The organism is Nocardia sp. NPDC050799, assembly GCF_040654015.1.
Classification (GTDB): domain Bacteria; phylum Actinomycetota; class Actinomycetes; order Mycobacteriales; family Mycobacteriaceae; genus Nocardia.
This window is the reverse complement of the sequence record NZ_JBFAHF010000024.1, coordinates 82,509-101,703: the sequence shown is the minus strand read 5'-3', so window position 1 is coordinate 101,703 and position 19,195 is coordinate 82,509. Positions and strand designations below refer to the sequence as shown.

15 protein-coding genes and 1 pseudogene are annotated in these 19,195 nt (G+C 69.7%); 10 read left to right on the top strand and 6 right to left on the bottom strand.

Annotation, left to right across the window (positions count from 1 at the left end; all coding sequences use genetic code 11):
- Positions 1 to 795 precede the first annotated feature (795 nt).
- From AB0H42_RS23660 to AB0H42_RS23640, 5 genes are read left to right on the top strand one after another with little or no spacing between them, the layout of a single operon-like run.
- Complete coding sequence (locus AB0H42_RS23660; protein ID WP_357059244.1) at positions 796 to 2,031, top strand: ABC transporter substrate-binding protein; 1,236 nt, start codon at positions 796 to 798, stop codon at positions 2,029 to 2,031.
- Positions 2,028 to 2,828 (top strand): ABC transporter ATP-binding protein, encoded by an 801-nt coding sequence (locus AB0H42_RS23655; RefSeq protein ID WP_357059241.1) that lies wholly within the window; start codon positions 2,028 to 2,030, stop codon positions 2,826 to 2,828. The genes AB0H42_RS23660 and AB0H42_RS23655 overlap by 4 nt, the downstream gene beginning before the upstream one ends.
- Positions 2,825 to 3,532, top strand: coding sequence for an ABC transporter ATP-binding protein (locus tag AB0H42_RS23650; protein WP_357059238.1), 708 nt, complete (start codon positions 2,825 to 2,827; stop codon positions 3,530 to 3,532). Before AB0H42_RS23655 ends, AB0H42_RS23650 begins: the two co-directional genes overlap by 4 nt.
- A gap of 17 nt (positions 3,533 to 3,549) precedes the next feature.
- Positions 3,550 to 4,434 (top strand): branched-chain amino acid ABC transporter permease, encoded by an 885-nt coding sequence (locus AB0H42_RS23645; RefSeq protein ID WP_357059235.1) that lies wholly within the window; start codon positions 3,550 to 3,552, stop codon positions 4,432 to 4,434.
- The gene (locus tag AB0H42_RS23640) at positions 4,431 to 5,591 is read left to right on the top strand and encodes a branched-chain amino acid ABC transporter permease (protein WP_357059232.1); all 1,161 of its coding nucleotides are present in this window, start codon (positions 4,431 to 4,433) and stop codon (positions 5,589 to 5,591) included. Before AB0H42_RS23645 ends, AB0H42_RS23640 begins: the two co-directional genes overlap by 4 nt.
- An 80-nt stretch (positions 5,592 to 5,671) precedes the next feature.
- Here the strand turns inward: AB0H42_RS23640 and AB0H42_RS23635 are convergent, their stop codons facing one another.
- Positions 5,672 to 7,054: a lipase family protein gene (locus AB0H42_RS23635; RefSeq protein ID WP_357059229.1), complete on the bottom strand. Its 1,383-nt coding sequence runs from the start codon at positions 7,052 to 7,054 to the stop codon at positions 5,672 to 5,674.
- 278 nt (positions 7,055 to 7,332) lie between these two features.
- Positions 7,333 to 8,382 carry a LysR family transcriptional regulator gene (locus tag AB0H42_RS23630; RefSeq protein ID WP_357059227.1) on the bottom strand — a complete coding sequence of 350 codons (1,050 nt, stop codon included), beginning with the start codon at positions 8,380 to 8,382 and terminating at the stop codon, positions 7,333 to 7,335.
- A 72-nt stretch (positions 8,383 to 8,454) separates the two neighbouring features.
- Here AB0H42_RS23630 and AB0H42_RS23625 point away from each other — a divergent pair, with 72 nt between their 5' ends.
- Positions 8,455 to 9,699, top strand: coding sequence for an MFS transporter (locus tag AB0H42_RS23625; protein ID WP_357059224.1), 1,245 nt, complete (start codon positions 8,455 to 8,457; stop codon positions 9,697 to 9,699).
- A gap of 391 nt (positions 9,700 to 10,090) precedes the next feature.
- Here the strand turns inward: AB0H42_RS23625 and AB0H42_RS23620 are convergent, their stop codons facing one another.
- The gene (locus AB0H42_RS23620) at positions 10,091 to 10,969 is read right to left on the bottom strand and encodes a helix-turn-helix transcriptional regulator (protein ID WP_357059221.1); all 879 of its coding nucleotides are present in this window, start codon (positions 10,967 to 10,969) and stop codon (positions 10,091 to 10,093) included.
- 136 nt (positions 10,970 to 11,105) lie between these two features.
- Between AB0H42_RS23620 and AB0H42_RS23615 the strand changes: the two genes are divergently transcribed.
- Both AB0H42_RS23615 and AB0H42_RS23610 read left to right on the top strand, forming a co-directional pair.
- Complete coding sequence (locus AB0H42_RS23615; protein ID WP_357059218.1) at positions 11,106 to 12,128, top strand: zinc-dependent alcohol dehydrogenase family protein; 1,023 nt, start codon at positions 11,106 to 11,108, stop codon at positions 12,126 to 12,128.
- A 116-nt stretch (positions 12,129 to 12,244) separates the two neighbouring features.
- On the top strand, positions 12,245 to 12,652 hold the full coding sequence (locus tag AB0H42_RS23610; RefSeq protein WP_357059216.1) for a cupin domain-containing protein: 408 nt from the start codon (positions 12,245 to 12,247) through the stop codon (positions 12,650 to 12,652).
- Positions 12,653 to 12,671: 19 nt separating this feature from the next.
- On the opposite strand, the gene AB0H42_RS23605 is transcribed toward AB0H42_RS23610, so the two are convergent.
- From AB0H42_RS23605 to AB0H42_RS23595, 3 genes and pseudogenes are all read right to left on the bottom strand, one after another.
- Positions 12,672 to 13,004 (bottom strand): metalloregulator ArsR/SmtB family transcription factor, encoded by a 333-nt coding sequence (locus AB0H42_RS23605; protein ID WP_357059213.1) that lies wholly within the window; start codon positions 13,002 to 13,004, stop codon positions 12,672 to 12,674.
- Positions 12,994 to 13,425 (bottom strand): SRPBCC domain-containing protein, encoded by a 432-nt coding sequence (locus AB0H42_RS23600; protein WP_357059210.1) that lies wholly within the window; start codon positions 13,423 to 13,425, stop codon positions 12,994 to 12,996. The genes AB0H42_RS23605 and AB0H42_RS23600 overlap by 11 nt, the downstream gene beginning before the upstream one ends.
- Before the next feature lie 62 nt (positions 13,426 to 13,487).
- A pseudogene (locus tag AB0H42_RS23595) lies at positions 13,488 to 13,729 on the bottom strand (cytochrome P450); the annotation flags it as partial.
- 214 nt (positions 13,730 to 13,943) lie between these two features.
- Between AB0H42_RS23595 and AB0H42_RS23590 the strand changes: the two are divergent.
- A complete protein-coding gene (locus AB0H42_RS23590) occupies positions 13,944 to 18,659 on the top strand; it encodes a cation-translocating P-type ATPase (RefSeq protein WP_357059207.1) in 4,716 nt (1,571 codons plus the stop codon).
- 84 nt (positions 18,660 to 18,743) lie between these two features.
- A complete protein-coding gene (locus AB0H42_RS23585; protein WP_357059204.1) occupies positions 18,744 to 19,160 on the top strand; it encodes a hypothetical protein in 417 nt (138 codons plus the stop codon).
- The last annotated feature ends 35 nt before the right edge of the window (positions 19,161 to 19,195 follow it).

Sequence of the window (19,195 nt, the reverse complement as noted above, 5' to 3'; positions counted from 1 at the left end):
AGCAGGAACTGCGCAATTCGGCGCCGGTAGTGCGGTTTCTTCGCCCCGTGTCGTGGACCGGGGTGCAAGTAGTCAGAAACAGTCTTTGCTGTTACGACACAAAGGCGGCAGGAGCGTCGGATTCCAGACAGGCGAAGGCAGGCAACAGGTAGTCATTGTTCTTTCTGGGTGAAGGCCGGGTTGCTGTCACGCGAATACTGCACGCTCGGGATTTCGCAGCTCGACTTCGTCCCCCGAAACGCAGTGATCATCATAGGGTCGATTCCGGTGCTCGTCGCAGATAACAATCAGTGCGAGCCAAATGGAACATGCTCGGCCGCGCCGCGCGCAGAACTCCGATTCTGTCGGGGTAATGCGGATCGGTTTGCTCGGGAGCATGGCGATGAGCGGTGGCACCCGGCGTCGGGACACCCCAGCCGTGCTCTGCCTGTCGGCAGTGTTCGTTCTTGTATCGGCGATCCGGATCGGCGGGGGCGCGGACGCCGAAGTCGGGCCGGGTTCGATCCCGGTGCTCTCCGGGTGGTCGGCGCGGCCGGTGGCCCGGGGTGGATCTCACCCGGTCGTCCGGGTGGTTGACAGGTCTCGTGTTCCCGGTCACACTTCCGAAAGTTGACATGACTGTCACGTCAGAAAAATGAAATGCCGAGGAGGCAGCATGACCCCATCCGTAACCGATAGGTGGGAGCCGGGGATCGATCCGCGCGCCTGACACGACCCCTTCCGATGCCTCGCCGCCGCAACCCGCGATGCGGCGACCTCTCCTGCTTTTCGCCCCTTCGCACCCTGGGAACGACCATGAAACGTACTCTCGCCGTGGGTTTGACAGCCCTGTGCGCCACCGCCGCCCTCACCGCCTGCTCGGGTCGCGACACCGCGACCGCGTCGGGCGATTGCGATCCCGGGATCACCGATACCGAGATCAGGTTCGGCACCAGCCTCATGCAGTCCGTCGCCGGTGCGCAGGCCACCGCGGCGGCCGCGCTGTTCGACGAGATCAACGCAGCGGGCGGAGTCATTATGGGCGACGGCAAATCCCGCACGATCGCGTACACCGCGATGGACGACGGCTACGACCCGGCGCGCACCGTCGGTAATGTGCGGTCGCTGGTCGAGCAGGACCAGGTGTTCGCCATCCAGAATCTGATCGGCACCGCCTCGACCCTCGCGGTTGTCGACTACCTGACCCAGAAGAACGTTCCGCTGGTGTTCCCGATGACCGGCACCGACGAACTGCTCGCGACGCACGACAAGCGTCCCGTCGTCGCCGGAGCGGTGAATCCGCAGACCGGCTGGGAGGTGTCGGAACGAGCCGAACAGATCCGCCGCGACCATCCGCAGGCGAAGGTCGCGGTGCTCTACCCGAACGACAGCCTCGGTGTCGGGAGCCTCGACGCACTGAAGTCCGCACTCGAAGGTAGTGGGACCCGGATCGTCGCCGAGCAGTCGTACGAGCAGACGACGCCGTCGGTGGACTCGCAGATCGTCAACCTCGCGAGTTCCGGCGCCGACGTCTTCGTCAACTTCGCGACCGCGAGCTTCGTGACCCAGTCGCTGAAGAAGGCGAACGAGCTGAGCTGGAAACCCGACACCTACATCTACTCGGGCGCCACCGATACGAACTTCGTGCTCGCGCCGGCCGGCCCCGGTGCCGCGGAAGGGATCCACTCCTTCTACTGGATCTACGACGTCAGCAGCACCGAGCACGACGACCATCCGGGTGTGCAGAACTGGCGGGCGTTCGCCGAGCGCAACGCGGGCAAGGTGAAAACCACCGACACCATCGCGGCCACCGGCTACAACACCGCGCAGCTGCTCGTCACCGCCCTCGAACAGATGAAGGGTTGCCTGCGCGCCGACCTCCTCGACGCGGTCGGGAACATGCGGGGCGTGACCACCGACCTGTCCATCGAGGGTGTCACCTTCGACACCACGCCGGCCTACCCGTACGTGATCACCTCCATGGCACCGATGACGTTCCGCGACGGCAGCTGGCACTACGACGCTGTGGTCACGCGCGGCACCGAGGGATGACGACCGTGCCGGACGCAGCTGCCGCCGGGGCGGTCCCCGCACTGCGCGTCGAGGAGGTGCGCCTGCGCTTCGGGGGCGTCGTCGCGCTCGACGGGCCCTCGTTCACGATCGAATCCGGCCGCGTCGTCGGGCTCATCGGCCCCAACGGTGCGGGCAAGACGACACTGTTCAACTGCATCAGCCGTCTCTATCAGCCGGATTCGGGACGTATCACCTTCGGTGACACCGATCTGCTGGCCCTGCCCGCGGCCGGGATCGCGGAGGCCGGGATCGCGCGCACCTTCCAGAACATCGGGCTGTTCCCGACGATGTCGGTGGTGGAGAACGTACTCACCGGTGTGTACTCGCGCACCCGGGCCGGATTCCTCCGCACCGCCCTCGGCCTGCCGGTGACCCGGCGGGAGGAGCGTCGCGAACGCGAACAGGCGTGGTCGCTGCTCGATTCGATGCAACTCGCGCACGTCGGACTGGAGCCGGCGGGGAACCTGTCCTACGGCACCCTCAAGCGGATCGAGCTCGCCCGGGCACTGATGCAGCAACCGAGGCTGCTCATGCTCGACGAACCGGCGAACGGGCTCATCCACGAGGAGGTGCTCGAGCTCGCCGCCACGGTCCGCGCCCTGTGTGACGAACGGGGATTCTCGGTGCTGCTCGTCGAGCACCACATGGCCATGGTGATGTCGATCTTGGACCGGGCGGTGGTGCTCAACTTCGGTCAGAAGGTCACCGAGGGCGCACCCGCCGAGGTGGCAGCGCATCCCGAGGTCGTCGAAGCGTACCTGGGAGGTGCGGCGTGAGCCTGCTCGACGTCGAGGGGCTGCACGCTCGCTACGGCAGCGCGGAAGTGCTGCACGGCATCGACTTCGCGGTGCCCGCCGGCGAGGTGACGGTGGTGCTCGGCGCCAACGGTGCCGGGAAGACCACCATCCTGCGGTCGATCTGCGCGATGGTGCACACCACCGGGCGGATCGTGTTCGACGGGCGCGATATCTTCGGCCTGCGCACGGACCGGATCGCCCGCCTCGGCGTCGCGCACGTGCCGCAGGGACGCGGAACATTCGGCGACCTGACCGTCGAGGAGAACCTGCGAATCGGCGGATACACGACCTCCACCGCGGCCATCGAGCGGGCGATCGATCGGTGGTACGACTTCTTCCCGCGGCTACGGGAACGGCGGCGTCAGCCCGCGGCCGGCCTCAGCGGCGGCGAGCAGCAGATGCTCGCCATCGCCCGGGCCCTGGTGGCCGGACCGCGGTTGCTGCTGCTCGACGAGCCTTCGCTCGGATTGGCGCCCCGCATCACCCAGGAGGTGTTCCGGGCGCTCGCCCGGATCAACGAGGACACCGGCACCACGATTCTCGTCGTCGAGCAGAACGCCCATCTCGCGCTCGACATCGGTACGTCGGCGGTACTCGTCGACGCCGGTCGCGTCGTCGCCCAGCGCCCCGCGGAGAGCCTCGCCCGCGACGAATCGGTGCGGCGCGCCTACCTCGGTTATTGACCACAGGAGAGCTGTTCATGCAAGTCTTTGCGCAACAAGTGGTGGACGGGCTGACGTGGGGCGCGCTGTACGCCGCGTTCGCGCTCAGCATCGTCCTGGTATACCGGGCGTCCGGGATCGTCAACTTCGCCCAGGGCGAGATGGCGATGTTCTCGGCGTTCTTCGCGTGGCAGTTCCACCAGTGGGGTGCCCCGCTGTACCTCGCGATCCTGGGTGCCATGGTGGTGGCGTTCCTCGCCGGCGCCGCTACCGAGCGGGTGCTGATCCGGCCGCTCGCCGGGTCGCCGGACCATATGCCGCTCGTCATCATCACGCTCGGACTGATGCTCGTGCTCAACAGTGCCGCCGGCTGGATCTGGGGAGTACAGAGCAGGGAATTCCCGGCGATGGTGTCGGGGCCGGTGATCACGCTGGGCCCGGTGGTGATGTCCCGGCAGTCCGTGGTGATCGTCGGCGCGGTCGTAGTGGTCGCCGCACTGCTGTTCGTGCTGTTCCAGCGGACGCGGGTGGGACTGGCGATGCGGGCGGCCGCCGGTAACCCGGACTCCGCGCACCTGATCGGCGTGCCGGTCGGCCGGATGTTGATGATCGGCTGGGGGCTGGCCGCCGCCATCGGGGCGCTCGCCGCGTCCCTGGCGGCGCCGCAGCTGTTCCTCCAGCCGAATATGCTCGTGGCGTCGCTGATCTACTCGTTCGCGGCCGCGGTCCTGGGCGGGCTCGACAGCCCGGTCGGCGCGATCGTCGGCGGCCTGTGCGTGGGGGTGGCCGAGAACCTCGCCGGTACCTATATCTCCTGGATCGGCCACGATTTCAAGCAGGCGGTCGCGCTCGTCCTCATTCTCGGCGTGCTGTTGCTGAAGCCGCAGGGGCTGTTCGGCGCCCGGAAGGTGGCACGGGTATGAGGATCTTCGAACTACTCCGCCGCCCCCGCGCCGAACTCGACGCGCCGGTGTGGCTTTCGCGCGCCACGATGATCCTGGTCGTGCTCGTCGCCGCGGTCGCGCCGCTGGTGTCCGCGCCGTATGTGAACTTCGATCGCTCGATGGTGCTGGTGTACATCGTCGTCGGGCTCGGGCTGAACCTGTTGACCGGCAACACCGGTCAGATCTCCCTGGGCCACGGCTTCTTCTTCGCGCTCGGCGCGTACCTGAGCGCCGTGCTGGCGGAGAACCACGGGGTGCCGTATCTGCTGCTGATCCCGATCGCGTTCACGGTCGGCTATGTCGTGGGCTATCTGTTCGGGCTGCCGGCGCTGCGGTTGCACGGACTCCAGCTGGCGCTGGCCACACTGGGTCTCGCGCTGGTGACGCCCGCGGTCATCAAGCGGTTCGAGCACATCACCGACGGGCAGGCGGGTATCAACATCTTCGGTGCCGAGGCCCCCGAGTTCACCGGACTGGCCCGGGACCAGTGGGTCTACTATCTGTGCCTGGTCGTGGCGCTCGTCGCGTACCTGGTGGTGCGCCGCCTCGCCACCGGCCGGATCGGGCGGTCGCTGATCGCGATCCGGGACTACGAAGCGGTCGCCACCACCCTAGGTGTCCCCGCGACCCGCACCAAGACAACGATTTTCGCGTTCAGTGCCGCGCTCGCCGGGGTGGGCGGTGTGCTCTACAGCTTCGTGGTCCAGTACGTGGGCCCGGAGGCGTTCGGGCTGCCGCTCGCGATCGCCTTCATCACGATGATCGTCGTCGGTGGGCTCGGCACGGTGCCCGGCGTGGTGTTCGGGGCCTTCTTCGTCGTGTACGTCCCGCAGTGGACCGCCGACATCAACCAGTCGGCCGCCGGAATCACCCACGGTGTGGCGCTGATCCTGTTCATCTTCGTCCTGCCCTACGGCGTGATCAGCCTCGTACGGCAGGGACTCGGGCCGGTGGTCGCGCGTATCCCCGGCCGCCGCCGCGGCGGCCCCGCCGCGGCAGAATGCAGCGGGTTTTCCCGGCGGGTGTCTGTGATTTCGGCGAACCCGGTATCGGACACCAACCGACTCAGGCCTGGTCGACATTCGACGGGGACGCGGGCGGCCGCCCGCTCGGTCCCGCGCCCGAATCGACAGTAGGCTGAACCCGCTCCCGGGAAAGCCGCGCCGGTCACCGGCGCGGCTCTCCCGAACGAAACCCCCTGTCGTCGCCGACGGTTCTAGGAGCACTCGTTTGGTGCGGGCTCGCCGCGTAGACGCGCGTCGAGCCAGTCGAACGCACCGGGGAACCCCGTGGTCAGGCCGGTCACGTGCTCACCCGGCTCGCTGCGGAAAACCGCGGGGACACCGCGATCGCACTGAGTGCGATACAGCTGCTGTGCCCCCTCGAGCGGAATCCAGAGGTCGTGGGCGGCGTGGTAGATGTACAGCGGCACCGCCGACGTCCGGTCGCTGAGATCCGTGCGCGCGAAGATATCGTCGGCGAGGGCGCTGTCGAGCGGGTGGGGGATATTCGCGGCGATTTCGAGTGGTATCCCGACCACACCCAGCGGGCCGAGCGCCTCACCGCACACATTGTTGAGCGGCGAGGTGGCCACCCATTGGGCCAGATGGTTCATGTTGGCGAGGATCTCGGGGTGCTCGCGGGCGTAGGCGAGCACGACCGCCAGCAGCACTCCGGAGGCGAACTTGCCGTCGAAACTGTTCGCGACGACCCGGTTGTCGGTGACCAGTCCGCCCATCGACGCGCCCACCACCACCTCGGCCAGTTCCGGTGCGTAGTCGTCGAGCAGCATCGCCGCCGCGTAGGAGGCGATCGCGCCCCCGGAGTAGCCGGTCAGTGCGAAACGGCCGGCAGCGAACTCGGATCCGGGCAGCGAGCGCACGGCGCGAATGCTGTCGAGGATGACATGTGCGGCGACATTCGGTTCCGCATAGGCCATGAACGGGCCTTCGTGATCGGGAATCAGCACCGCGTACCCACGGCTCACCGCCGACGCGGTCGTCGGTGTCAGCGCATCGATGGCACTGCTGCTGGTGCCGTCCTCCCCGTGCGCCATCGTATACCCGGGCGTACATCGCAGGCCGAGGGAGTTGATCGGCTTGTTGTCCACCAGGACCGGCCGGTCGCCGGGGCCTGCCCACGCCGCCGCGGGAACCACCAGGGTGGCCGTACCGAAGGAGGGCGCACCCGCCGCGGACGTCGATCGGAACTTCAGCAGTACGGCGCGGCCGATCGGCGCATCGATGCGCGGCGCGGCGATCGCGGTGATGTCTCGCTGTTCGATCACCGCACCGGCGGCCATCGCGTCCAATCCGGCCGGCCAGGTGTCGAAGATCGGGTCGCCGGTCGGCGGGGACTGCACCGCGTGCCACAGTGCTGCCAGTTCCGGCGGCAGATCGCCGATGGGCGATGCGGGTGCGGCGGGCAGTGCCGGCGGGGGGAGGGCATCGTCGATACCGCGCTGCAGGCCGGAGGGGACCGGTGGGGTCGGCCCCTCCTCGGCAACCGCCGACGGCTGTCCCGCAAGGAGCAGGCAGCATGCCGTGGTCACACCCGTCAGCGCCCGCGCGAGACCTGTTCGCGCACGGACCCAATTCATAGAGCTACCTCTCGAGATCGGTGAACATGTCTTCGGGTCATCGCCGTCGAAGACACGCAGAAACCCGCCGCGTGCCCGCAGTCCGTCTCGGCGAAATGCGTTGATGTGCACGCTGGTCGGGTGACTCGAGGATATATGTTCCGCCCGGTGGCCCGGTCACCGACCGTCAGGTCCGGATTTTTCACCACGGTCTCGGGGTGCCGTGTGAATCCGCCACAACACCTCGGATGCTGTCGGCGCGCGCCGGGTATTCGTTCGTAGACCGTGCGCTGCGCGAGTTAAGGACACCCGGCCGCGCCCGCGCAGCCGTATCCGGGCACCGTTGATGTGCTAGTCACCTCGCCGGCTCGGGCCGGGCGCAGCGTGCTGTCCCGGCCGGGCGCGGCGTGCTGTGCGGGCTCGGTGGGAGCGTCCGCAAGACCATCCCGGCTGCGCGTTCGTGCCGCGAGGGAACGAAGCGCTGTCAGTACCGTATCGATCGCGTCCGCGCGCGTATCCGGAAGCAGAGCCGCGCTGATATCGCGGAAGGCATGGGGGTTGTCGAGGGGTAGGCCGACGCACCCCTCCGGTATGCGGATGGGCGGCACAATGCTCACCCCGAGCCCGGCGGCGACCAACCCGTAGACCGTGTGCAGGTCCTCACCCTCGAAGGTGATCTTCGGCAGCACCCCCGCGCGGGCGAAGATCTCGTCGACCGAGCCGCGGAGTCCGTAGCCGTTCTTGAAGGTGATGAGCGACTCGCCGGCGAGGTCGTGCACTGTCATCGACGTCCGTAGCGCGCGCGGATGATCGGCAGGGACCAGGACGATCAGCGGCTCTTCGAAGAGTCGCTCGACGACCAGGTGACCCGGTGGCGGGCTCATCCGCGAGACCAGTGCCAGGTCGGCCGCGTGGTTGTCGAGCATATCCAGACAGGTACTGCGTGCGCCCTGGCTCAGCACGAACCGGATCTCCGGGTCGCGGTCGCGGACCGCGCGGATCAGTTGCGGGACCAGGTATTCCCCGAGAGAGGTCTGGAAGGCGAGGCGTACCGTCGCCCGGGTTCTGCGGTCGGCGGATTCGACGGACTCGACGCCGTCACGTACCGCATCGAGTGCACGCTGGGCGTAGGGCACGAGGAGACGAGCCTCCGCTGTCAGGCGCACGCCCCGGCCGTCCGGCTCGACGAGCTTCGTGCCGAGCTGTGCCTCCAACCTGCGAATTGTGCGACTCACCGTGGGCTGCGGCATGCCGAGCATGGCGGCGGCCAGGGTGACGTGCTCGACCTCGCCGAGGGTGACGATCAGGGGCAAGTGGGGAAGTAGCGCCTGTACTGCCGCACTATTCATAACGCAAATGATATGAGTATCCCGGCAGGATTGCATTGGACTCATCAATCGGCGGCTCCTACGGTCGACTGCATGCCGGTTTCCGCGCCCGCGGGGCAGGGGACTCGCCCCGCCCCGATCGGTATCGACGAGTCCCAATCCTCCGGTGACCCCGAGCGCCGGCTGTCCGCCGCGCTCGGCTGCGCGGGTGTAGCGACGTTCTCCCTGATGTACGCGCCGCAGGGATTGCTCACCCAGATCGGCACCGAGGCCGCGGTGAGCCCGTCGCGCGCCGCGCTGACGGTTTCGGCGACCACACTGGGCTTGGCGTTGTCGGTGCTGCCCTGGGCGTGGCTGTCGGATCGGGTCGGGCGGCCGGCGGCCATGCGCTACGCGGCCGCCGCCGCCGCACTGACCGGGCTCCTCGTGCCCTGGCTGTGGACGTTCGATCTGCTGGTCGCCGGCCGATTCGTACAGGGGGTGGCGCTCGGCGGTATTCCTTCGCTGGCCATGGCGCTGATACACGAGGTCGCCGCCCCGGGACGCGCCGCGGCCTTGGCCGGCTCGTATGTCGGGGCCACGTCCATGGGCGGCCTGGCCGGGCGCGTGATCGTCGTTCCGCTGGCCGAGGTGATCGGCTGGCGACCGGCTCTCGCGGTCATGGGCGTGGGAGTCGCGCTTCTCATGGTGGTGCTCGTCCTGCTACTGCCGCGAGCCGTCGGGCGACGGGCCGAGTCGCAGTCGACTCGAGCACTGCTGGCGGCGCACCTCCGTGACCCCGTGCAACTGGCGCTGTACGGTATCGCCGGGCTGCTCATCGGCTGCATGGTCATCGTCTTCAACTATCTGCCGTTCCGGCTCGAGGCCGCTCCCTACCATCTGGCGCCGACGCTGATCTCGCTGATCTTCCTCGCCTATCTGGCCGGCACTGTCGGCTCACCGGTGGCCGGACGGCTGGCCGACCGCCTGGGGCCGCGAGTGGTGCTGGTCATGGCATGCGTCCTGGTCCTCGGCGGGACCGCGCTGAGTCTTGCCCAGCCTTTGGTGGCCGTCCTGACCGGCGTGGTGATCCTGACCGGGGGCATGTTCATCGGGCACGCCGTGGCCTCCGGCGCGGTCGGAATCCGCGCCCGAGCCGGTCGGGCACAGGCCACGGCCCTGTACACGATCTTCTATTACGCGGGAGCGAGCATCTTCGGCTGGGCCGGGGGCCTGGCGTGGGCCCATGGCCACTGGCCTGCCGTCGTGGCCTTCGTGGCGGCATTGGCCGCCGGGGCGCTGATCCTGGTCTTCGTCGCGACCGAGCGCCGCGAGCGCGCGGAGCCGGACGGGCAGTAGGTCTCTTTCGGGAAGTCCGGGCTGTACGCGCCCCCAGGCCTGCGCCCTCGCGGGACAGAGCCGCCTGCACGGTGAACTGTCACGGTTGCGGCGGCGCGAGCACGAGCTGACGGACAGGGCTCCGGCGTGGAACGCGGCATCGAGTGGCATATCGGCCAGCCGGTGAGATCGGCGCCGACGCAGAAGGCACGGCTCGCTCGACGGCCGGGGAGGGACTCCGGGCGTTCGCCTGCCGGGAGACTCCCGAGTTTCCCAGTCGCGCCCACGGATAGCATCCGCCATCGTCATCGAGGCCTCGGGCCCTGTGCGCCCCGGGGCACCCGGCCGTCGGTGGTGCCGACCGCGTGAGGTCGGTGGTCCCGGCGGTACGACGGCCAGGGCGGAGAGCCGTTCAGGCCGGCGGGGCGGGCAGGGTATCGGGGGCGGGTGCCCAGGAAGCGAGGATCTGCAGGCGCTCGGCCGACGGGGAACCGGGTTCCGCGGTGTAGATCATGAGGATGTGCCCCGGCTCGGCGGTGATGGCGAGTTCTTCGTAGGCGAGGACGAGTTCGCCGACCTCGGGGTGGTGGAATCGTTTGGTGCCGGTGCCGTGGGTGCGGACGTTGTGGGCGCCCCAGAGGCGCCGGAACGTTTCGCTGCGGGTGGACAGCTCGCCGACGAGGTTCTGCAGGTCCCGGTCGTGGGGGTCGCGGCCGGCTTCGGTGCGCATGATCGCGACGCACATTTCGGCGAACAGCTCCCAATCCGGATAGAACTCGCGGGCCGTGGGGTCGAGAAATTGGAAGCGGGCGAGGTTGGGGAGGCGACCCGCCTCCCCGAGTACGGGGGAGTAGAAGGCGCGGCCGAGCTGGTTGACGGCCAGCAGATCCTGGCGTGGGTTGCGGACGAATGCGATCGCGTCGCGGATGCTGTCCAGCGTCCACTGCAGGCTGGGCCGGGCGATCGAGGTCTTGGTGGCACGCCGGCGGTGGCGGCCGGAGGTGGGGATGCCGTCGGCGGTGCGGGCGAGGTCGAGCAGGTGGGCGCGTTCGGTGTCGTCGAGCTGCAGGGCGCCGGAGATGGCGTCGAGGACCGATGCCGAGGCGCCCGCGATGGCACCACGTTCGAGTTTGGCGTAGTACTCGACACTGACCCCCGCCAGGGCGGCCACCTCCGAACGCCGCAAACCGGGCACCCGCCGCCCAGCAGTGACCGGGATACCGGCTCGCTCGGGGGTGAGCTTGGCGCGCCGCGTCATCAGGAACTCGCGGACCTCGGCTCGATTGCTCATGACCCGATCGTAAGTAGCTATCGCTCCAGGTGGGGTGTCCCGCCAGTACACCCCACAACAGAGACTCCCTGACCGGTGACGGCGGGGGTTGACTGGGCGCCACGCAGAAGATTTCCGTTGAAAGGAGTTGCTGAAGATGCGTGGAGTCGTCCTGCACGCCCCCGGTGATGTGCGCGTCGAGGATCGCGCCGAACCGGCGATCGTCGAACCCACCGATGCGGTGATCCGGATCACCGCCACGTGTATCTGTGGGTCGGATCTGTGGCCCTATCGCGGTATCGAGAAAATCGGCGGCCCGACCCCGATGGGACACGAATACGTCGGTGTCGTCGAGGAGATCGGTTCCGCCGTGCGCGCCCTGCAGGTGGGCGATCACGTGGTGGGGTCCTTCTTCGCCTCCGACAACACCTGCGAGATCTGCCGGGCCGGCTACCAGTCCCGCTGCGTCCACAACGTCCCCATCGGCTCGATCGGGACGCAGGCCGAGCGCGCCCGCATTCCCCTGGCGGACGGAACCCTCGTGCCCGTCCCGGGCGTGCCCACCGACGCGCAGCTGCCGCACCTGCTCGCCGCATCCGATGTACTGGGCACCGGATGGTTCGCCGCGGTGGCCGCCGAAGCCGGGCCGGGGAGAACGGTCGCGGTCGTCGGTGACGGGGCAGTGGGGCTGCTGGGCGTTCTCGCGGCGAAGCAACTGGGCGCCGACCGCATCATCGCCATGAGCCGCCACGCCGACCGTCAGGCCCTGGCGCGCAAGTTCGGGGCCACCGACATCGTCGAGGAGCGCGGCGATGCCGGTGTGGCACGGATCAGGGAACTGACCGGCGGCCTGGGTGCGCACTCGGTGATCGAAGCCGTCGGTACCCAGGAGTCGATGCAGCAGGCGATCCGGTCGGCCCGCCCGGGTGGGCACGTCGGCTACGTCGGCGTCACCCACGATGTGCAGCTCGACGGTATGGAGCTGTTCTTCTCCGGGGTGCATCTGCACGGCGGGCCCGCCCCGGTGCGCCGCTTCCTGCCGGATCTGATCGAGCTCATCATGCGCGGCGAGATCGACCCCGGTGCGGTGTTCGACCTCGCCCTGCCCCTCGACGAGGCCGCCGAGGGCTACCGCGCCATGGACCGGCGCCGTGCCACCAAGGTCCTGCTCACTGTCTGATCTGCTGGGTGAGCCGGAGCCACAAGCCATGCGCAGAGCCCGCGGCGGGCTGCGGCGCGGCCATGGTCTCCAGGCCTTGTTCGATCTCCGGCCTCCGACGATACGAAAGGTAAACCATGGAGTTCATCCAGCAGCAGGACACCACGAAGGCTCCCGCGGACTGGTTCACCGGTGACGTCTGGTTCGACGTGATCTATGCCGGTCGCGGGCCGTCGCGTATGCGCGCCAATATGGTCCGTTTCGCACCCGGGGCCCGCACCCATTGGCATTCTCATGCCCTGGGGCAAACGCTGCACATCGTCTCCGGTACCGCCCTGATCGGCACCCGTGACGGAACCGTCCTCGAAGCCCATCCCGGCCGGACCGTCACCTGCCCACCCGGCGAGGAGCACTGGCACGGTGCCGCCCCCGGCCGTTTTACGGAACATCTCGCCCTCTGGGAAGGCACGGCCGACGGCACCGAAGAGACCACCTGGAATGAGCCGGTGACCGACGAGCAGTACCACCGTCCTCGAACACGCTGAGCACACCGGCATCGGCTCATTACCCGCTGTCCAGCCGTCTACGTAATGCGTCGAGTGGGCCGTCCCAGTCCCGCGCCATCGCGGCCAGGAATTGCTGCGCCACCTGCATGGGTGCGGAATCGAGACGGTATCGGACGCGCCGCCGTTCCCCGGGTTCCGCGATCACCAGGCCTGCGTCCGAAAGCAGAGCAAGGTGTTTGGCGATCGCCTGTCGAGTGATGGGCAGTCGATCGGCGAGATCGGTCGCGGTGGCCGGGCCGCCCGCGGCGAGGGTGGCGAGGACTGAGCGCCTGCTCGGATCGGCGAGAGCGACGAAAACCCGTTCGGCGGTGGTTTCCTGGTCAGGCTGCATCGAGGTACTGGACGAGTTCGGCGAGTTCGCCGGCCCAGCCGTCGGTATTGCCACCGAAGGCGATCTTGTGCTCGTCCTCGGGCAGTTGCGCGAAACCGGTCTCCACCACGGTGAGCCGCGTGCCCGCGTCGACGGGTTCGAGCGTGAACTCGACATAGGTGCGTCGCGGGTCGCCCTCGGGTAATCCGTAGATCTGCCAGGTGAATCCGAAGATGTTCGGCTCCTCCACCCGCTCCACCCGCATATTCGCGGTGTCCCCGCTCTCCCACGTCATCCGTGCCGCGCCACCGGGGCGCAGGTCGATGGTCGCCGTGTTGCCGAACCAGGAAGCGAGCCCCTCGGCGGTGGTGATCGCGGCCCAGATCTTGGCGGGCGGGTGTGCGAGTTCGATAGTGCGGACGATCTGATCGGGGAATCCCATTGCGTACTCCTTTATAGCAACCAGTTGATTGCGATAAACACTATTGCAATCAACTGGTTGCGTCAAGGCGTCGGTGCCGGAAGGCGCGCTCCGCCCCGGACGCTCGAGGTGCGCGCTCGTTCGGTGTGCGCGTAGTCGACCTGCCGGTCCGGCCACCGCGCGAGTACCTCCTCGAAGGCGACTCCGGCCCCCGAGGCGGGCCGGTGCCGATCCGAGGCAGGAATGCGTACCGCGCCCGAAGCTCAGGTGGCCGGCGGCCCGACGGATGTCGTAGGTATCCGGGTCGGTGAACCGGCCACTTCGGGCCACCGCATGCACCCGATGTCATCCCGGGCGCGGAACCCGGCATCGTCCGGCTGTGCGACGAACTGCTCGACGGTATCGCCGCCGGCGGCCGGACCCGGTGCGCACAATTGGATCCCGATACCGCAACGTGCGGCGCGCGCATCCTGGACTGCCCTTTTTCCCGCCTACACTCGCCCGAATGCATCGACCGATCACTCGGGAAGCCTGAGCGCATGCGGGGCATCGATCTCGGTGGGTTCGCGCGGCTCGCGGCAGGGGCGATGGCGTCGACCGTCCGTATCGGATCCGCTACCGCGCTGGTCGCGCCCGCGCTCGTGGGCCCGGCGGTCGGGCCGGTTCGCGACTGGGCCCGCGTCGTACTCGGCGGTCCGCCGCGCGGGGGCACGGACGAGGCGGGTGTCCCGCCGGCGTGGGCGTCCGGACGCAGACTGCACATCGATCTCGACCGGGTCCTGCCGGGGACGAACGGCGCCGAGGGCGCCGCGGAGCTCGAACGGCTGATCGCCGCCGGGCCCGGTGTCGTGTCCGCGCACGTCGAGAACATCCTCGGGCGATTGGTGATCGAGCTGGCGGAGGCCGCCGATCCGGACGAGATTCGCCGGATGATCCGCCCCGCGGCCGGCCCGCAGAGTGCCGGGCAGGAGCCGGGGACGCAATACCGCAGGCCGGCAACCGATCCCGGGGACCCCCTGGCGGTCGCCGTTCCGGTGGTTGCCGCGGTGGCCGATGTCCTCGCGGTCGGTACCTCGGTGATCGGATGGCTGGGACGGTTCCCCCGGGCACCGCGGGCCGCCCGGGCTGCCGCGGCGGTGATCAACCATCAGCCGCGGATCGTCGCGTTGCTGGAGTCCAAGCTCGGACGTGCCGGCACCGATCTGCTGACAACCATGTTCTCCGCCACCGCGCACGGGCTCGGTCTGGCGCCCGCCGCGCCGCTGCTGGATCTTGTCGCGCGAACCGCCCAGATCTCCGAGGCACTGGCACGCCGGCAGACCTGGTGCGACCGTGAACCCGGGCTCGCGGCCGCCACCCGGCCGCGCGGCCCGGCTTCCGCGTCGCTCTTCGCGGCGGAGCAGGCCGGCTCGGATCTCCGCCCCGCGGCCGAGGATCCGGTCGGCACCGCGGCGGCCGGCCCGGTCGAGGAGTATGCCGAACAAGCCGCCAACGGGTCGCTCGTGGCGGCCGCGGGCACCCTGCTCGGGGGCGGTACGGCCGACGATATCGCCGATACGCTGCTGGCCGGCATACCGAAGGCGGCGCATATGGGCCGGGAGGCCTACGCGCTCGTCCTCGGCCGGGGATTGGCCAAGGCGGGCTCATTGGTGCTGGACCCGGGAGTGTTGCGCCGGCTCGACCGGGTTCGGGTGGTCGTCATCGACGGCGCGGCACTGCGTGGCGAGACTCGGACCGTGCTCGACGTCGAGGTTTCGGCGCCGGGGTGGCAGCGGGGACGGATCTTCGAGATCGCCGATGCCCTGCTGCACGGTGAGGAGATCCCCGCGTCCGCCGGCGCGACCGGTTTCGACAGCGCCACCCTGCGGTGGCACGAACCGCCGGATTCCACGGTGCCGGGGACCGACCGTGCCGACCTGCTCGCCGACGGCGCGGTGGTCGCCAGCGTGACGATCGGGTGGGAGCTCGACCCCTGCGCCGTTCCGCTGATCGAGACCGCCCGGCGTACCGGTGCGCGGGTGGTGCTGCGCAATGTGGCCGGCACCGAGGAACTCGGCGCCTCCGTCACCGCCGCGTACGACCCCGGTACCGGTCTGCTCGACCTCGTCCGGGAACTGCGCGCCGACCGCGGCCCGGTGCTGCTGATCTCGTCGTTGCATCCGGATGCCGACGCGGTGGATACCCTGGCCGCCCTGGCGCTCGCCGATATCGGGGTCGCCGTCGACGATCCCGCGGCAGCGGCACCGTGGACCGCCGACCTCCTCACCGGCGCCGACCTGGCCGACGCTGTCCGGGTGCTCGCGGCGGTCGTGGCCGCGCGTCCGGCGATCGACGCCGCGGTGCGCCTGGCCAAGGCGGGCAGCACATTGGCGGGCCTGCTCGTGGTGACCGGGGAAACCGGCCGGCGGAGTCGGCTCGGGCCGGGGCGGTGGCTCGCTCCGGTCGACGCCGCGGGCGCCACCGCCTGGATCCTGTGCGGGCTGGCCGCGCAGCGGGTGGTGCGGTCACCGGATCCGCCGCCGCAACCGCTCACCGCCTGGCACGCCCTCGACCCCGCGATCGTGTACGCGCGCGTCCTCCGTGGCCGGCGGGCTCCGATTCCGAACCCCGCGCCGGGCCGGCGCCGGAGGATCTCCCTCCTATCGCACAGCGTGGTGGGTGAACGCCTGCGCGTACCCACAGCGCTGCTGGGCCGGCTGGCCGGTGCGGCACGCCGGGAACTGAGCGATCCGCTCACCCCGGTTCTCGCCATCGGCGCCGCGGCCGCCGCGATCCTGGGCAGCAATGTCGACGCGCTGCTGGTCGCGGGCGTAATGAGCGTCAACGCGCTGGTCAGCGGTATCCAGCGGCTGCGCGCGGAGGACGCCGCGGCAGCCCTGTTCGCCGAACAGGAACAGGCTGTCCGCCGGGTGGTCGTTCCGAAGGCGGCCACGGAGAACCGACTGGAAGCGGCGCGGACCTCGGACCGGTTCAGTGTCGTCTCCGCGGCCCGGCTGCGGCCCGGCGACGTCCTCGAGCTGCGGGCGCCGGATGTGGTCCCCGCCGATGCCCGGCTGCTGGTCGCCGAGGATCTCGAGGTCGACGAGTCGTCGATGACCGGCGAGTCGGTGCCGGTGCTCAAACACGTCGAACCGGTGGCCGGCCACGCCGCGGAACGCGCCAGCATGCTGTTCCAGGGCAGCACGATAGTCGCCGGGCGGGCCCGCGCGATCGTTGTGGCCACCGGTCCCGCCACGGTCGCGAATCGCGCGATCTCCACGGTGTCCGGCGTGGCACCGGCCACCGGGGTCCAGGGCAGGCTGCGCGATCTCACCGGCCGGGTGCTGCCACTCACGCTGGCCGGCGGCGCGGTGGTCACCGGTTTGTCGCTGGTGCGTCGTGGACCGCTGCGCCGGGCGGTGGCCGACGGGGTGGCCATTGCGGTGGCAGCCGTTCCGGAAGGGTTACCGCTGGTGGCGACCATGGCACAGCTCGCCGCCGCCCGCCGGCTGTCGAAACTGGGGGTGCTGGTCCGGGCGCCCCGGGCGCTGGAGGCCATCGGCCGGGTCGACACCGTCTGCTTCGACAAGACGGGGACGTTGACACTGAACCGGCTCGCCGTCGTGACGGCGGTGCCACCGGATTTCCCGCCGGGTGGTGGCTATCCGGAGGTCACCGACCCGCCGGCGGCCGCGGTGGTGCGGGCCGCCGGGTGGGCGTGTCCCCGTCCGCACACGGGTGAGGGTCATACACATGCCACGGACGAGGCCGTTCTCACCGCGGCCGCCCGCCTGCCCGAGGACGGCCCCGATCCGATCGTGATCGCGGAGCTGCCCTTCGAATCCTGCCGCGGTTACGCGGCGGCCGTCATCGTCGACGGCGCCGGCGGACCGGGCGCGTCGGCACGGTTGGTGCTCAAGGGCGCCCCGGAGGTGATCGTGCCGCGCTGCCGGTTCGACAGCGGATCCTCCGGCCGGGACGCAGCGGATGATCTCGTCCACCACCTGGCGGATCAGGGCCTTCGGGTGCTCGCCGTCGCCCAGTGCGAACTCGACTCGATCGCGGACGGGACGCGTTTCGATCAGGACCGGATCGAGGAACTGGCAACCGATCTGACCGTCACGGGTTACGTCGGTCTCGCCGATACCGTCCGCGATTCGGCGCGCCCCCTCCTGCAGCAGTTGGCCACCGCCCACTGCGCCGTCGCGCTGATCACCGGGGATCACCCCGTCACCGCCCGTGCCATCGCCCGCCAACTCGGTTTCCCGGCCGACGCCCGGGTCGTCACCGGTGCCGAACTGGCCGCCGCCGACGAGAACGGCCGCGCCGAACTGGCGGCCTCGGCCCAGGTTTTCGCGCGGGTCGGACCGGAACAGAAGGTGCAGGTGATCGCGGCCCTGCAGCAGTGCGGCCGGGTGGTCGCCATGGTCGGCGACGGCGCCAACGACGCTGCCGCGATCCGGATGGCCGATGCCGGTATCGGGGTGACGGGGCGCGGCTCCTCACCCGCCCGCGAGGCCGCAGATCTGGTCCTGACCGGCGAGAACCTCACCGCTCTGCTCGACGCTCTCGTCGAAGGCCGCAATATGTGGATCGGGGTCCGCGATGCCCTGACCCTGTTGCTCGGGGGCAATGCGGGTGAAGTGGTGTTCACCATCCTCGGCACCGCCCTCGGCCGCGGCGGCGCCCCGGTGAGTACCCGGCAGCTCCTGCTGGTCAACCTGCTCACGGATATGTTCCCGGCGCTTGCCATCGCGGTGTCACCGCCGAGTCCCGCGGCCGCGGCGGAGCCGGCCGCGACCGGTACGGGCTATCCGGATTCGGTGCTGTCCGCACCCGCTCCTTCGCTCGGCCGCCCATTGGTCGAGGCGATAGTTCGTCGTGGGGCGGCCACCGCCGCCGCGGCGACCGTCGCGTGGGCGATCGGCCGATGGACGCCGGGTACCCGGCGGCGCTCCGCGACTATGGGGTTGACGGCATTGGTCGGTGCCCAACTCGCCCAAACGCTGTTACTGCGGCACGATGATCCGCTCGTGGTGGCCACGGCGGTCGGTAGTGCGGCGGTGCTCGTGGCCGTCGTCGAGATACCCGGCATCAGCCAGTTCTTCGGGTGCACACCGCTGGGTCCGGTGGCCTGGGCCGGTGTGCTCACGGCGGTCACCGCCGCCACCGCGCTGGTCGTGCTCTCCCCTGCGTGGTTCGCCCGGCGCACCGAGGAGCTGATCGATCGGGTCGATCGGTTGCCTTCCACCCCATCTGAGCGCGATCATCGATGACGTTCACGCTCGCTGTCACACCTCTCCGGCGCGCGCCGGGGAGGCCGGAACCGGTAGTTCTCGACGACGAGAGGATCGTGTCCCGTGCCTACACAAGGTAAAGCGAACAGTACCCCCCGGACCGCCGCGGCCGCCGCCGGCGGATCGGCCCGCGAGAAGACCTCCGGGTCCCAGGAGAAACCGGCCGGGCAGCCCACCACCGAGGCCGCCCCCGCGGCCACACTGGCCCTGCCCTTCTTCGACGCCGAGGTCGCGATTCCCGGCCAGGGCATCAAGATGAAGGCGGGGCCGGTCGAGCTGTCCCTGCCCACCCGCTATCTCTACTACGGCGGGCTCGGTGCGCTCACCGTCGTGGGAGCGGTCGAGTGGCCCATCGCCGGTGCGCTCGCGGCGACCGGGCTGATCGTCGGCCGCCTGCGGAAACCCGCCTCGCGGCCCGAGACCGTGGGCGCCGACGCGGCCGCGACACCGGCGACCCAGATGGAGCACCATGTCGAGTGATCGTCCCGAGGAACCCACGAAGTGAATCGCCGGGC